Source organism: Vibrio sp. E150_011 (assembly GCF_053544015.1).
In genome coordinates this window covers 133,623-147,274 of the sequence record NZ_JBHFOL010000006.1, presented here as the reverse complement: position 1 = coordinate 147,274, position 13,652 = coordinate 133,623, and the positions used below count along the sequence as shown (strand labels likewise).

General features: G+C 43.1%; 13 protein-coding genes. 5 read left to right on the top strand and 8 right to left on the bottom strand.

The window, feature by feature from the left end; translation table 11 throughout:
- Nucleotides 1-77: 77 nt before the first annotated feature.
- From ACE1OE_RS11900 to ACE1OE_RS11865, 8 genes are all read right to left on the bottom strand, one after another.
- A complete protein-coding gene (locus ACE1OE_RS11900) occupies nucleotides 78-953 on the bottom strand; it encodes an urease accessory protein UreD (protein ID WP_449211256.1) in 876 nt (291 codons plus the stop codon).
- A gap of 44 nt (nucleotides 954-997) precedes the next feature.
- Nucleotides 998-1,693 carry an urea ABC transporter ATP-binding subunit UrtE gene (gene urtE, locus ACE1OE_RS11895; RefSeq protein ID WP_449211187.1) on the bottom strand — a complete coding sequence of 232 codons (696 nt, stop codon included), beginning with the start codon at nucleotides 1,691-1,693 and terminating at the stop codon, nucleotides 998-1,000.
- Nucleotides 1,694-1,695: 2 nt separating this feature from the next.
- Nucleotides 1,696-2,547: an urea ABC transporter ATP-binding protein UrtD gene (gene urtD, locus ACE1OE_RS11890; RefSeq protein WP_449211186.1), complete on the bottom strand. Its 852-nt coding sequence runs from the start codon at nucleotides 2,545-2,547 to the stop codon at nucleotides 1,696-1,698.
- Nucleotides 2,544-3,671, bottom strand: coding sequence for an urea ABC transporter permease subunit UrtC (urtC, locus tag ACE1OE_RS11885; RefSeq protein ID WP_449211185.1), 1,128 nt, complete (start codon nucleotides 3,669-3,671; stop codon nucleotides 2,544-2,546). The genes urtD and urtC overlap by 4 nt, the downstream gene beginning before the upstream one ends.
- Nucleotides 3,672-3,680: 9 nt before the next feature.
- The gene (urtB, locus tag ACE1OE_RS11880) at nucleotides 3,681-5,294 is read right to left on the bottom strand and encodes an urea ABC transporter permease subunit UrtB (RefSeq protein WP_449211184.1); all 1,614 of its coding nucleotides are present in this window, start codon (nucleotides 5,292-5,294) and stop codon (nucleotides 3,681-3,683) included.
- A 203-nt stretch (nucleotides 5,295-5,497) separates the two neighbouring features.
- On the bottom strand, nucleotides 5,498-6,778 hold the full coding sequence (gene urtA, locus ACE1OE_RS11875; protein ID WP_102532348.1) for an urea ABC transporter substrate-binding protein: 1,281 nt from the start codon (nucleotides 6,776-6,778) through the stop codon (nucleotides 5,498-5,500).
- Between the two features lie 668 nt (nucleotides 6,779-7,446).
- Nucleotides 7,447-7,692, bottom strand: coding sequence for a YgjV family protein (locus ACE1OE_RS11870; protein WP_102468514.1), 246 nt, complete (start codon nucleotides 7,690-7,692; stop codon nucleotides 7,447-7,449).
- A 354-nt stretch (nucleotides 7,693-8,046) separates the two neighbouring features.
- Nucleotides 8,047-8,364, bottom strand: a complete 318-nt coding sequence (locus ACE1OE_RS11865) for a DUF496 family protein (protein ID WP_102468515.1) — start codon at nucleotides 8,362-8,364, stop codon at nucleotides 8,047-8,049.
- 192 nt (nucleotides 8,365-8,556) lie between these two features.
- Here ACE1OE_RS11865 and ACE1OE_RS11860 point away from each other — a divergent pair, with 192 nt between their 5' ends.
- From ACE1OE_RS11860 to ACE1OE_RS11840, 5 genes are all read left to right on the top strand, one after another.
- Complete coding sequence (locus ACE1OE_RS11860) at nucleotides 8,557-8,790, top strand: hypothetical protein (RefSeq protein ID WP_133148205.1); 234 nt, start codon at nucleotides 8,557-8,559, stop codon at nucleotides 8,788-8,790.
- 43 nt (nucleotides 8,791-8,833) lie between these two features.
- Nucleotides 8,834-9,496: a YceH family protein gene (locus tag ACE1OE_RS11855; RefSeq protein WP_102468516.1), complete on the top strand. Its 663-nt coding sequence runs from the start codon at nucleotides 8,834-8,836 to the stop codon at nucleotides 9,494-9,496.
- Nucleotides 9,497-9,566: 70 nt separating this feature from the next.
- Nucleotides 9,567-9,848 carry a GIY-YIG nuclease family protein gene (locus ACE1OE_RS11850; protein WP_449211183.1) on the top strand — a complete coding sequence of 94 codons (282 nt, stop codon included), beginning with the start codon at nucleotides 9,567-9,569 and terminating at the stop codon, nucleotides 9,846-9,848.
- Between the two features lie 67 nt (nucleotides 9,849-9,915).
- On the top strand, nucleotides 9,916-11,016 hold the full coding sequence (locus ACE1OE_RS11845) for an autoinducer 2-binding periplasmic protein LuxP (protein ID WP_449211182.1): 1,101 nt from the start codon (nucleotides 9,916-9,918) through the stop codon (nucleotides 11,014-11,016).
- A 92-nt stretch (nucleotides 11,017-11,108) separates the two neighbouring features.
- Nucleotides 11,109-13,592, top strand: a complete 2,484-nt coding sequence (locus ACE1OE_RS11840; RefSeq protein WP_449211181.1) for a LuxQ periplasmic sensor domain-containing protein — start codon at nucleotides 11,109-11,111, stop codon at nucleotides 13,590-13,592.
- The last annotated feature ends 60 nt before the right edge of the window (nucleotides 13,593-13,652 follow it).

The following is a 13,652-nucleotide window of genomic DNA, read 5'->3' as shown; positions in this document are numbered from 1 at the left end:
GCGATGACATCTCGTGTCGGATCGCACCGGTTACGGTGTTTTGCTATTTAATTTTTTTCTTAACGGCTTGCTGTTAATTACGTTGCCCAAATCCTTGGTAATTCAGCGGCGCTACCGAGCCATACTTGACGAACCTGCTGCCAAATTTCACTGAATGCCGCTAGGATAGTTTCGCTCCATTCCCCTAAAGCCCGAATAATAATTAACCCTTCAATTTGGGTGATACCAAGGATAAGACTGGCGTATTTTTCTCTGCCCTGTATTGCATTCAGCAAGCTCTGTACCAACTCAAATAACTCATCATCAGTATTGGTAATAAAGAATGATGCAGTCATGGAACAGTCTCTTAGTCCATTGATACTAAAGAGTTTATCTTCACCTATTCGTTTAATTTGTTCGGTGAGAACGCGTTGCTGATTGATGAAAACCGCTGTCTTACCTGTGATTGCACCAATATCGAATCCCTCATTTAGTGCAGGGCGTCCAAAACAGTGCATCTCCCAACCCATAAATCTAGATTTATCAGTGAGATAGATATGTGTGTTTACCTTTGCATGGCTGTCTGGAAAAAATATATTTTCCTGTGGCAACCATTCCAATGTCGCACCATCTTCGACCACGAGAGTTTGAGTCTGCTTCGCCAGCTTATTATCAGAACGGTAGAACTTAGTTGCTCCTGGTGTCGTGATCAGGGTATGGGCCCCTGACTCTACCTGCACATCGATAGTCAATGAATCGCCACCCACCACACCGCCTGGAGGGTGTAATAAATAGACATGGCATATGTTTTTTTCTGGATAGAGTGGGCGCTGTATAGACAAAGGGCCTTTTTGAGAGCGATGTTTTAAGACCGTTTTGTCCCCTCGATCAATAAAACCTAGCTTGAGCTCTGCTATCCAACCTGCGTTGACATCGTTGCATGGTGTCGAGTGCACTGAAGCACTTGGTGGCATTATTGGCGAGGGGGGCGTCAGAGAAGAAGCGTGCTGGGGAGTCGTCATACGGTCAGGTACTCCGAGATAAGTTGTTCATTAAGCGCAGGCATTTCCCCCGTCGCAACCGCTCGTCCGCGGTCTAGGATACAAAATTGGTCACCGACTTTTCGTGCAAATGGCAGTTTTTGCTCGACCAGCAAAACAGTAAGCCCATATTTTTGATTGAGCATAAGAATGATGTCGCCAATTTCTTGAACTATGTTGGGTTGAATGCCTTCCGTCGGCTCATCTAATATAAGCAGCTGCGGATCAACAACGAGCGCGCGTCCGATCGCTAGCTGTTGCTGTTGACCACCGGACAAGTCGCCGCCACGGCGGTGACGCATCTCTTTTAACACAGGGAAAATATCGTAGATAAATGCCGGTATTTTTCGGTCGCCGCGTTGACGAATCGGAAGACCAACTTGAAGATTTTCTTCGACCGTAAGTGTCGGAAATATTTGTCTTCCTTGCGGGACATAGCCAATCCCGAGGCGAGGGCGTTCTTCTGGGGCTTTTTGTTGAATGCTCTCGCCATTCAACTGAATTTGGCCTTCTTTAATTTTTACGAGCCCCATAATCGATTGGAGGAGCGTTGTTTTTCCAACGCCGTTTCTTCCCATTAACACCGTGCATTTACCTTTTGGAATCTCGACGTTCAGATCCCAAAGCGTATGACTTTCACCATAGAACTGGTTGACTCCTTGAATACTGAGCATCGCTATTCTCCTAAATATACTTGTTTGACTTGCGCGTGGTTTTGCACCTGATCCATTGTGCCTTCCGCTAGAACATGTCCTTGATGGAGTACGGTGACATGGCTTGCAATGGAGCGTACAAAATCCATGTCATGTTCGACGACAACGACTGAGTGCTTCCCAGCAAGAGAATTAAGGAGCTCTGACGTTCTGTCCATTTCTTGGTGTGTCATGCCCGCAACAGGCTCGTCGACGAGCAATAGTTTTGGGTTTTGCATGAGTAACATGCCAATCTCAAGCCATTGTTTTTGGCCATGAGAAAGGTTACCGGCGAGATTAGTCGCGGCAGGTTGAAGGTGGATCAGCTCTAGCACTGAACGTAACTTATCGCGTTGCTCACCAGATAATGTTGCACGGAATGTTGCCCAAACTGAGCGTTGGCCAGCCATCGCGAGCTCAAGGTTTTGCCATACAGTTAAACATTCAATGACCGTTGGCTTTTGAAACTTTCTGCCGACCCCAGCATTGGCAATCTCCGCTTCATTCATATCCAAAAGATTAATATTCGAACCAAGCCAAACTGAACCTGTATCGGGTGTTGTTTTGCCAGTAATAATATCCATCATGGTGGTTTTGCCTGCACCGTTTGGACCGATAATGCAACGAAGTTCGCCTTCCTTGATGTATAAATTAAGGTCATTAATTGCTTTAAACCCATCAAAGGATTTATTGACCCCTTCTAAATACAACAAGATGTTGTGTGAGGTATCGATCAATGGATGATGTTGAGGCTTGATGAAATCAAAGACTTCATCTCGTTTGGTAAAAGACTTTAAAACTTGAGTTGTTTCACTTAAGCGGCTCAGGGCGTTCATTGTGTCGCCTCCTTAGTTTTGGGATGAGGCGAAGCACGTCTTAATTTTGAACCCTGATCGGCCACAAAACCTATGACGCCTTTTGGTAGGTACATCGTAGACAACACAAATAATCCGCCGAGTGCGAACAGCCAGATTTCTGGAAATTCAACGGTGAACCAGCTTTTTGCATAGTTAACCAGTAAGGCACCAACGATGGCACCAAATAGCGTGGCTCGACCTCCAAGTGCCACCCAAACAACAATTTCGATAGAATTAAGAGGCGAAAATTCACCTGGATTGATGATGCCAACTTGCGGAACATATAACGCACCCGCGACACCAGCTATCACGGCAGAGAGGATGAAAATCCATAACTTCATGTTGTCGACATCGTAGCCCATGAAGCGTGTGCGTGACTCGGCATCACGAATCGCGAGTGACACTCGCCCTAAGCGGCTATTGATCACCATACGGCAGACGAGGTATGAAAGAATCAACGCGATGGCGGTGCAAACAAAGAGGGCGATTTTGGTTCCGTCGGCTTGCAAACTGTAACCGATGATGTCTTTGAAGTCGGTAAGACCGTTATTTCCCCCAAATCCCATTTCATTTCTAAAAAACGCTAGCATAAGTGCAAACGTCAACGCTTGCGTCATGATGGATAAGTACACACCGGACACTCTAGAGCGAAACGTTAAATAACCAAAAACCCACGCCAATATGCCAGGAACAAGCACGACCATAAGGCACGCAAACCAGAATTGGTCGAAACCTTGCCAGAACCAAGGCACTTCGCTCCAGTTTAAGAAGACCATAAAATCAGGTAGCTCTGCATTGCCATAGACGCCTCTGTCACCGATTTGGCGCATAAGGTACATACCCATGGCATAGCCACCAAGCGCGAAGAATGCGCCGTGACCAAGACTCAAAATACCTAAATATCCCCACACTAAATCCACAGCAAGTGCCAACATGGCGTAGCTGAGATACTTACCTAATAAGGAAATCGTGAACGTCTCGATATGGAGAGGATGTCCTGTTGGCAGCAACAAGTTAGCCATGGGTATGAATACCGCCATAGCAAATAGTATCGCGATGGTAAACTGGCCACCGCGGTCATTTTTTAAAATAGACATTAGCATCGTTGTTCCTTAACTCTCTGCTGCGCGGCCGCGTTGAGGGAATAAGCCTCGTGGACGTTTTTGGATGAATAAGATAATAAAGACAAGCACCAAAATTTTTGCGAGTACTGCGCCAGCCCATGGCTCAAGAATCTTGTTAAATATGCCAAGCCCCAGCCCCGCAACAAGCGTTCCCCATAAGTTCCCGACGCCGCCAAACACGACAACCATGAATGAATCAATAATGTATGCCTGACCCATGTTTGGACCAACGTTAGTCAGTTGAGACAATGCAACACCAGCGACACCCGCAACGCCCGAACCTAGCCCAAAGGTCAATGCATCAACACGCTCTGACCGGATACCCATTGCCTTTGCCATTGAACGGTTTTGTGAGACCGCTCTAACTTGCAACCCGAGAGGCGTTCGCTTGAGTAGCGTAAGTAATGCCATGAAGACGGCAAAACAAAAAAGCACAATGTACAAACGGTTGTAAGTGATCGACAACATAGGGTTAATTTGTAATGCACCTGACATGAAGTCAGGGGTACTAACGGAGCGATTTAGTGGCGAGAAAATGGAGCGAACGGCTTGTTGTAAAATAAGGCTCAAACCAAATGTTGCCAGTAATGTTTCAAGGGGGCGACCGTATAAATGACGGATTACACCCCGTTCGATGGCTATCCCAACGGCACCGGAAACAAGAAACGCCATAGGGACGGACAAGATAAGTGACAGCCCGAGGTGGTTTGGCATTAAGAGTTGCATGACGTAAGTGGTATAAGCACCGATCATGATTAGTTCACCATGAGCCATGTTTATCACGCCCATTACGCCGAAGGTGATCGCAAGTCCAATGGCCGCAAGTACTAAGATGGACCCCATGCTAAGGCCGAAGAATGCGGTTTCCACTCCGGAGTACAAGCGTTGACTTTGTTGGTACTGGTCCAAACCTTTTTGTGCAGCAGCAAGAACCTCTGCATCAGTTGATTTATTCATCACGTCAGTCAGTCGGCTGAATACAATCGAGTTTTTGTAACTTGATAGTGTGACGATTGATGCAAGTTGTATCGACTTATTGTCAGATAATGCACCAAAAGCAGCCGTCGCCAGTGTCATCGCGTTGATAACTGCCGAATCCTCTTCTGTCGCAAGTGCGAGTGCGATGTCGGCATTGAGAGCGGGTTCGGTATTGCCAACCAGAGAAAGGACAGCATTCAAGCGAGTGGTGCTGTCTTCAGCGAAGAGTCCCATTTTGGCGAGCTCTGACCGAATTTCCTTACGCAGCTTATTGTTGACTCGTACTTTTTTGAAGTCACGAGTATTTGTGATGACGAGGGTGGATTGAGAATATACGGTTTCAGCTTGTTGGTTGACAGCAAGATTATCAATAACGTAAAGCTGATTCGTTTCTGGGTGAAAATAAAGATCACCGTTCAACCAGCCATTCAATAGGCGTTGATTCTGCGATTTCTCAGGTTGTTCTGTGAGCCAGTTGATGGCGAGTTGCTTGTTTTTTGTGCTCTTTCCCGTAAGTATTGGGGCGATTTGTTCATAAGATGTGATGGTTTCTGCATGGACAAGCGAAGAAAAAAGTAATGTGAAAAAGAGAGAGAAAGTAATGGGTATTCTCAATGCTTTCATATTCTGACGTCCTGTGTTTTATAGTTATGAGCTGACTTTTCGAAAAACGTATCCAAAAGTCAGCGATGCTCGGTGTTAATGTGTTGCCAAAACACCGAGCAACAATATCTACTCACCATGGTGACGATTTAAATACGAGTGATGACCTCAATATTTACATGACATCCCGGCTAAGAAGATTTCTGGCGATAGATCAGGCTTGGTTAGTTAGAACCAGAACATTTCGCTGTTTTGACATTAAAGCTGCCACATGAAAAAGGCTTGCTCCAACTTGAGAACAGATCCTTTGAGCCCGGAAGAAAGTCAGACCAAGCATCTCCAGCAATAAGTCCCGTTGTTTCCCAAACGGTATCAAATTGACCATCGTCTTGAATTTCACCAATCAGCACTGGTTTGGTGATGTGATGGTTAGGCAGCATAGTTGAGTAACCACCGCTTAAGTTCGGAACGGCAACACCAATCAAAGCGTCTTGCACAGCTTCTGCATCGGTGGTGCCGGCATTGGTGACCGCTTGAACCCACATATTGAAACCGATGTAGTGTGCCTCCATTGGATCGTTGGTCACACGTTTATCGTCTTTGATGAATTTTTGCCATGTCTCGATGAATTCACTGTTTTCATCGGTATCAACGCTCATGAAATAGTTCCATGCCGCAAGATGACCAACGAGTGAAGAGGTGTCCATGCCAGACAATTCTTCTTCGCCGACAGAGAACGCGATGACTGGAATATCTTCAGATGATACGCCTTGTGCGCCAAGTTCTTTATAGAAGGGGACGTTGGCATCACCATTGACCGTAGAGACGACAGCGGTTGCTTTGCCTTCAGAACCAAATTTCTTGATATCTGAAACAATAGATTGCCAATCAGAGTGACCGAATGGCGTGTAGTTGATCATGATGTCACTGTCGCTAACCCCTTTGCTCTTGAGATAAGCCTCGAGAATTTTATTGGTGGTACGTGGGTAAACGTAGTCTGTCCCAGCTAACACCCAACGTTCAATCTCTAAGTCATTCATTAGGTAATCAACGGCAGGGATCGCTTGTTGGTTAGGCGCCGCGCCTGTATAAAAGACATTTTTAGAAGATTCTTCACCTTCATATTGCACGGGATAAAACAAGATACTGTTGAGTTCTTCGAAGACAGGAAGCATGGATTTACGCGAGACCGACGTCCACCCACCAAACACAACATCGACTTTTTCCTTTTCGATCAGTTCACGTGCTTTTTCTGCAAATAGTGGCCAGTTTGACGCAGGGTCGACGACAACCGCCTCTAGTTTTTTACCAAGCAAACCGCCTTTTTTGTTTTGTTCTTCGACCAGCATCAACACTGTGTCTTTTAGTGTGGTTTCACTGATCGCCATTGTTCCCGACAAAGAATGCAATACGCCAACTTTGATCGTTTCTTCTGCGTAGGCGGAAGCGGACAATGCGGCAATAGCGCCAAGAGTGGCCAGTGTGAGCTTTTTGGTAGTCTTCATTTTTATCTCCTTGTAATGAATAACTATTCTTGGAGCAAGATTGTTGCCAAAATCGACACTAGAGAAAATAAAAGCTTAACGCATTGATTTTAAATGTTTAATTTTTGCTAGTTGTTATTGTAGGTGCGAGATAAAAAATGAAGTGCGCCGCATTTTGGTTCATGCGTGCAAGTCACTCACCAAAATGGTGAATACATGTTGATAATTTGATCGGTAACGAAAACACAGCGTAAATGAGATGTTTTTCTCAGTGGTTAAGTGTGTGGATGATGAATGGGTAAGGCAGCTGATAGGAGTTTTAGTAGTAAGCCTTTGAATGCGCTTAAGTTGCAGGCGTTAGCGTATTGTGGACAGAAAATATCGAGATGAGTAGCTCGCGGGATCGTGAGCGAAGAGCTGGGGGAGATCAGAAACACTTTTCATCTTGCGCGTATGAAACGGGATAGATAAACTCGTGTTCAAATGAAAGGGAGCAAGTATGTTTATTGTATACAAACTAATAAAATTGGCGTTAATAACCGCAGTTTTTTTGACCATTTTTGATCTCATCTCTTATGGAGAAGTCACTTGGTATAGCCGTTTACTAGGGATATAGTTGCGCCTATTGAAGAGTGTATATCTTAAATTAAAGCCCATGAAAAATAACTATCTATGGGCTTAAATTTAAGTTAAGCCATTGACTTAACTGACTTCTTTTCTTTTAGCATCTTCGCTAGAAAATATACGTTCACACAAGCAATAAATCCATTAGTGACCACTACTGGCATAGAGTCAATTGCCAGTCCATAGGCTGTAAACAGCGCGCAGCCGATAAAATTCAGTACTCTTAATTTTACGATGTCTTTCATTGTTAGTGAAATAGCCACCATGATTGAAGCGGCATAGCCAAGAATTTCCACTGTATTAACGTCCATTTGTTTTCCTCTAAATCTTGCCAGTTTAACTGGTACCAGTTCTTCTCATCATGAGATTAACGAGGAAGCTCCGTGCCTCGAATGGTTCGTTGGGTTGATGGAATTAATATAACAAGCCCAATGTGTCGAGGAAACCCAAAGGTTGTCTATTGGAGAGGGTTAGCGATTACGCAAACGTTTTTTCGAATTGACGGTGTGTTAATGACAAGATCTGTTGAAGGATTTCTTGCGTGGAGAGTACCTGTGCATGCTGGTGCTTACTCGTGTGGAACAGTAAGGTTTAAGGGGAGAGAATCAAATTAAAACGCTCGCTAAGATAGCGAGCGTTGATAACAACCAAATGAATCAGCAGTATTACTTCTTGCCTTGCACTTGTTGCTTGTCTTCTTCTGTCAGCTCGCGAATGCGACGGCTGATATCGCGACGGGCTTTAGAAATTTCAGCACTCTTGATGATATGATCATCAACGCGGTCTTCATAATCTGCTTTCATGTTTTTGATAATCGCCAAGATTTCATCTTGTGTCATGTCTGGCTTGACGTAGTCCAGAAGGTTTTCAAGAAGATCGACACGTTTGCGGTTATCACGAACCTTTTTTTCGTTGTCTAGTAGTTCACGTTTTAGTTTGTTCTTACGACGTGCTTGAGACACGATTTCGAATACACTACTCATAAAATCCTTTCCTAAATTATTCGTCAAAATCTAACTTGATTAAAACACAACAATTGCCTGTAGAACAGTCCTTAGATCAATGCTGTCGCATTGTTGCTTATAATCTAGACACTTAGAAGAATAACCGATTGAGTTGAGAGGGCGGTTAGCGCTATATTTGGGGGTATTGAAGTTTATAGTGTGTGCCAAATAATGTTGTCCAATTCAAATCGACCGCCCAAGTACGCGAGTGAGATAAAGGTAAGTAGTGATATGCTCGCTGACATGGCTTCTCCTGATCATGATATCTCGCCTAAACTGAAAGAGGCTTACGTCCGTGAGCGTCTTAAGCAAGAGCGTACCGAAGTTGAATTGAATCGTTCTCGAGTGGTGATGGTCGATCAACATGGTCGATTTATTAAAATGCCATTTTTGATAGAGCATTAAACGCACGCATTTAAACAAAAAGACGAGAGCAAGAAGGATAAATATGAGCATTGAACTTTCCCCCCTTGAAGCAAGAGTTATCGGCTGTTTAATTGAAAAGGAGGTAACAACTCCAGATCATTACCCATTAACTTTGAACAGTCTTACGTCTGCCTGTAATCAAAAAAGTAACCGCGAGCCTGTCTTGTCGTTATCCGAAGCTGAAGTACAAGATACCCTAGAGGGATTAATTACACGTCGCTTAGTGAATGACGAAAGTGCATTCAACAGCAGAGTGTCGAAGTATCAACATCGCTTTTGTAACACCGAGTTTGGTGATCTACGTTTGTCTAAGCAAGAGAAAGGGATTGTATGTTGTATGTTGCTTAGAGGTGCGCAAACCCCAGGTGAATTACGAACTCGTACTAACCGTTTATGCAATTTTACAGATGTTAAAGAAGTGGAAGTCACGCTCGATGCGATGGCATCCAGAGAGCAAGGCCCGTTAGTGGTTAAACTGCCTCGTGAACCTGGTAAGCGTGATTCTCGCTACGCACATCTGTTTAGCGGTGAGGTGGACATCGAGGCATTGTCACAAGCGTCTTCTCAATCATTCACGTCGAGTAACCAAAACGACGGTCGTATTGATTCTCTTGAACTCAAAGTTCAAACCCTGGAATCTGAGTTGGCCGAACTCAAGGCGCTGGTTAACTCGTTAATCGACTAATTGATCGGCTGAACAATATAAAATGCCTTGCTCGGTGCTCATAGATCGACTTTAAGCAGGAATGAGAATAATGACCATCGATACCGCGCCATGGACGGTGTATTTGCTTCGAACGAATGAAAACAAACTGTACTGTGGCATAACTAACAATATGGCAAGGCGTTTTCAACAACACGAAACAGGGAAAGGGGCCAAATCGTTACGCGGTCGAGGCCCTTTGCATCTTGTCTGGACGCAAGAAGTCGCGAATAAAAGTGAGGCATTAAAGACAGAAATAGCGATAAAAAAGCTGTCCAAAGCCACTAAAGAGAATCTGGTTGTCAACGCTTCTGTTTTTATACGAAACGAATAACGAGTTTACTGGCTGAAATACGTTATGTTGTATACAATTAATTAAAACGCCAAAACGATAATTACTAATGAAAAAGACGTTTTCAATATTAACTAAAGCATTGCTCATTTCGTTGTCAGCGCCTGTGCTGGCAGGGGATTCACTTCCTGGATATTGGGAGTATCATGAATACCTTAATGAGTTCCCAACCCAAAATGAATTAACCGATGAGTTAACGAAAAGCGTGAGAGCTTCGGCAGTTCGTTTGTCGGTGAAACAAGAAGATCCCGTTACAATATCGGTTGTCTACCCTGGTCAACAGGTTTCGGATTACTGGATTCGGAATATTAAAGCTTTTGAATCGAGAATGGATGAACTGGGGATTGATTATGAGATTAATCAAGTCTTCACTCGCCCTAATGTTGACCTCCGACAACAAAGTGTTTCGTTAATGGAGGCAATTAAAAATAAAACAGGGTATTTAATCTTCACGTTAGATACGACTCGTCATCGAAAGTTTATCGAACATGTACTGAATTCGACAGACACAAAGCTAATTCTTCAGAATATAACCACCCCAGTAAAAGCGTGGGCTGATAATCAACCCTTCATGTACGTTGGATTTGATCACGTTAAAGGTAGTCACGTATTAGCGGATTACTTTAAGGAAACCGTGACGGGAAACAGCTCATATTCCGTTTTATATTTCTCTGAAGGTTATGTGAGTGATGCACGTGGTGGAACCTTTATTGAAGATATGTCCAAGGAAAACCGTTATCGACTCGCTTCGTCTTATTATACAAAAGCAGATAAGTTGAGCGGTTACCAAGCGGCAAAAGATATGTTGAAGGCGCATCCTGAAATAGATTTTATTTATGCTTGTGCGACAGATATTGCTCTAGGTGCGGTTGAGGCCATCAAAGAATTGGATCGAAATGATGTCATCATAAATGGTTGGGGTGGGGGATCCGCCGAGCTAGATGCAATTAGAAAAGGCGACCTTGATGTTACTGTTATGCGCATGAATGACGATACAGGTATAGCAATGGCAGAAGCGATCAAGAGGGATCTGGAAAACAAACCGGTTCCAACGGTATATTCTGGTGATTTCGAGCTGGTCACAAGCTTAGATTCAGAGCAGAAAATTGAAACGCTGAAAGCACAAGCCTTTCGTTATTCCGATAAATAATTATGCCGTTGACTCATTTTAATAGTCGTAAAACGCTGGTTACACTTATCACCCGGATAGTTGTCTGGGTGGTAGGTGTTTTCACTATTGGAATGCTGTTGCAAAGCTGGCATTTAAGCCGAGATCTCGTAAAAGAAGAAACACAGCGTACGTCCCGTCAGACAAGCAGTTTAATGGTCAACTATTTTGACTACCGGTTAGCGTCACTCAAAATATTACAAGATAGTAATGCAAAGAGTGATACGGTTGAGCAGTATTTTGAAAACTATGATACTCGGTCTCTTGATTATTATTTCTTACGCGAAGATAATTTGGAGCCGATACACTCCCCAGACTTTCGTTTTATTACTCATCTTACCGACATCATTTGGGATGATGGTAATGCACTATTTTACGGTTTAGAAGATCATAGCCTTATTGATGTTTTGCAGCAAATCGGTGCTCATAGTAATTGGAATGTGGTTAGAGTGGACTCTCAATTGGGGGAGTTATTTATTTTGGTCCGTAGGACTCCCATTATCCATAGCGAATCAGGAGAAGTTTTAGGTTATTTACTGGCGGGCATTGTATTAAATGATAACGCTGGGTTATTGTCTAGCTTAATGAGTGGCAGTAATAGTGACGATGTATTATTAATGTTTGATGAGCATTTTGTAGCTTCAACTATATCAGATGATGATAATTATACGCACCATTCAATATTGACTATGATAAAAAATGGTAAACGGGATTTAGGTCCACTATTAATATCAGAAACTCATTTGGCGGTTGGGCTCAATCAACACACACTTAAAATATATTCAATTCAGCGTAATGCTAGGGGCGATGTTTTAAGAAACAATTATCTGATCGGGATTGCTTTATCGCTAGTCATCATTATATCAGTATCATTCGTGACACGAAGGTGGTTAAACAGGAAGGTGAGCATCGAGCTTGAAAACCTCATGTCTTACACTAAAATTTCCAGCAATGAGGGCGACTTATTTAATTTTTCAGGGTCACCGATCTATGAGTTCCACCATATAGGTATGACCTTGAACGATACATTTGAAAGGTTGTCGGAACAGAAAAAATTGTTCCAGGACTTATTCAATTTTTCGTTATCACCGATTATCGTTTGGTCCGATACAGCAACCATTACCCAGATTAACCCTGCAGGTAGGAAAGTACTGGGGTTAACTAATGAAATTGAAGGCGCCGACACCAAGCCTTATACAGAGTTTGTTGAACAAATGAAAGTCCATGTTCAGAAGGCTAACCTAGGCGCAACGCTAACCGGGATCAATGTACCTATCGGAAATAAAGTATTTCGTTGGAATCTCTCAGCCATTCAGCCTCAAGGTAATAAAACATTTGTTCTTGCACAAGGACTGGATATTACGGTTTTAATTGATGCTGAGCGACAAAGTAAAAAAGCAAGAAAAGAAGCAGAATCAGCCGCCAAAGCAAGAACCGATTTCTTAGCCAAGATGAGCCATGAAATACGCACGCCTCTAAACGGCATATTAGGGATCTCACAGCTTCTTAAACAAGGCAGTGCTGATGTAAATTATCAAGAACAAATTAAAGTCCTTTGCCAAAGTGGAGAGCACTTACTTGCAGTTCTAAATGATATTCTTGATTTTTCGAAAATAGAAAATGGCAGCTTTAATATAGAGAAGCATATATTTAAGTTTAGCGAGATTACGAGTGCATTAAATGGTATTTATGGACCATTATGCAAAAGTAAAGGTGTGGATTTTGTTATTGATGATCAATTGCCTTTAAATACGATGCTTAATTCAGACCAAGTGAGACTGAATCAAATCTTATTTAACTTGGTTAGTAATGCGATTAAATTCACACATCAAGGTTCAGTGCAGGCATCATTTATTTTAGGTAAAACCAATGCTCATGAGTTGGACACATTGCGCATTATTGTCGAAGATACGGGAATTGGAATTTCTGCTGACCAAATGTCTCTGATTTTTGATCCCTTTGTTCAATCTGAAGCAACCTCAACTCGTGAGTATGGGGGGAGCGGTTTAGGCCTTGCTATTGTCAAGCATTTAGTGCACTTACTCGATGGCGACGTTTTACTGGAAAGTAAGTTAGGTGGAGGGACTCGGTTCACAATCGAGATCCCAATTGAATTCGTCATTGAATCAAGTATCAAAACGCCGTTGGCTGAACCCGAACTCGATTATCATTTATTTGACCGTTCGCTTAGTATTTTGTTGGTGGAAGATAATCATACTAACGCTTTTATCGCTAAAGCATTTTGCGAGAAGTACGGGATGAATGTGATGTGGGCGAGGGAAGGACACGAAGCGTTCGAACTGTTAAATAGTATGTCCTTTGACCTGATATTGATGGATAACCAACTGCCATCCATTTCAGGGATTGAGATTACGCGAGAGGTAAAAAAGAATAGCGAAATAGATACGCCTATTTACGCGTGCACAGCCGACAACCTAGAAACGACTAGGGACGCATTTTTACAAGCAGGCGCTGATTACGTTATTGTAAAACCGATTAAAGAGAAGTCATTAAATCTTGCACTTAAGCATTTCAGACAATATCACTACAAATCATGAAAGAATGATTCGGAACGCTGCAGGTAGATAGGTTCGTAGTTAGTTTAAAAATAGCAAAGA

Excerpts from the sequence above, each read along its gene's own strand:
- ACE1OE_RS11855 (WP_102468516.1), top strand. The coding sequence starts at position 8,834 with ATGAGCATTGAACTTTCCCCCCTTGAAGCAAGAGTTATCGGCTGTTTA.
- urtD (WP_449211186.1), bottom strand. The coding sequence starts at position 2,547 with ATGAACGCCCTGAGCCGCTTAAGTGAAACAACTCAAGTTTTAAAGTCT.
- ACE1OE_RS11900 (WP_449211256.1), bottom strand. The coding sequence starts at position 953 with ATGCCACCAAGTGCTTCAGTGCACTCGACACCATGCAACGATGTCAAC.
- ACE1OE_RS11865 (WP_102468515.1), bottom strand. The coding sequence starts at position 8,364 with ATGAGTAGTGTATTCGAAATCGTGTCTCAAGCACGTCGTAAGAACAAA.
- ACE1OE_RS11850 (WP_449211183.1), top strand. The coding sequence starts at position 9,567 with ATGACCATCGATACCGCGCCATGGACGGTGTATTTGCTTCGAACGAAT.
- urtA (WP_102532348.1), bottom strand. The coding sequence starts at position 6,778 with ATGAAGACTACCAAAAAGCTCACACTGGCCACTCTTGGCGCTATTGCC.
- urtC (WP_449211185.1), bottom strand. The coding sequence starts at position 3,671 with ATGCTAATGTCTATTTTAAAAAATGACCGCGGTGGCCAGTTTACCATC.
- ACE1OE_RS11860 (WP_133148205.1), top strand. The coding sequence starts at position 8,557 with ATGTTGTCCAATTCAAATCGACCGCCCAAGTACGCGAGTGAGATAAAG.
- ACE1OE_RS11845 (WP_449211182.1), top strand. The coding sequence starts at position 9,916 with ATGAAAAAGACGTTTTCAATATTAACTAAAGCATTGCTCATTTCGTTG.
- ACE1OE_RS11840 (WP_449211181.1), top strand. The coding sequence starts at position 11,109 with ATGCTGTTGCAAAGCTGGCATTTAAGCCGAGATCTCGTAAAAGAAGAA.
- urtE (WP_449211187.1), bottom strand. The coding sequence starts at position 1,693 with ATGCTCAGTATTCAAGGAGTCAACCAGTTCTATGGTGAAAGTCATACG.
- ACE1OE_RS11870 (WP_102468514.1), bottom strand. The coding sequence starts at position 7,692 with ATGGACGTTAATACAGTGGAAATTCTTGGCTATGCCGCTTCAATCATG.
- urtB (WP_449211184.1), bottom strand. The coding sequence starts at position 5,294 with ATGAAAGCATTGAGAATACCCATTACTTTCTCTCTCTTTTTCACATTA.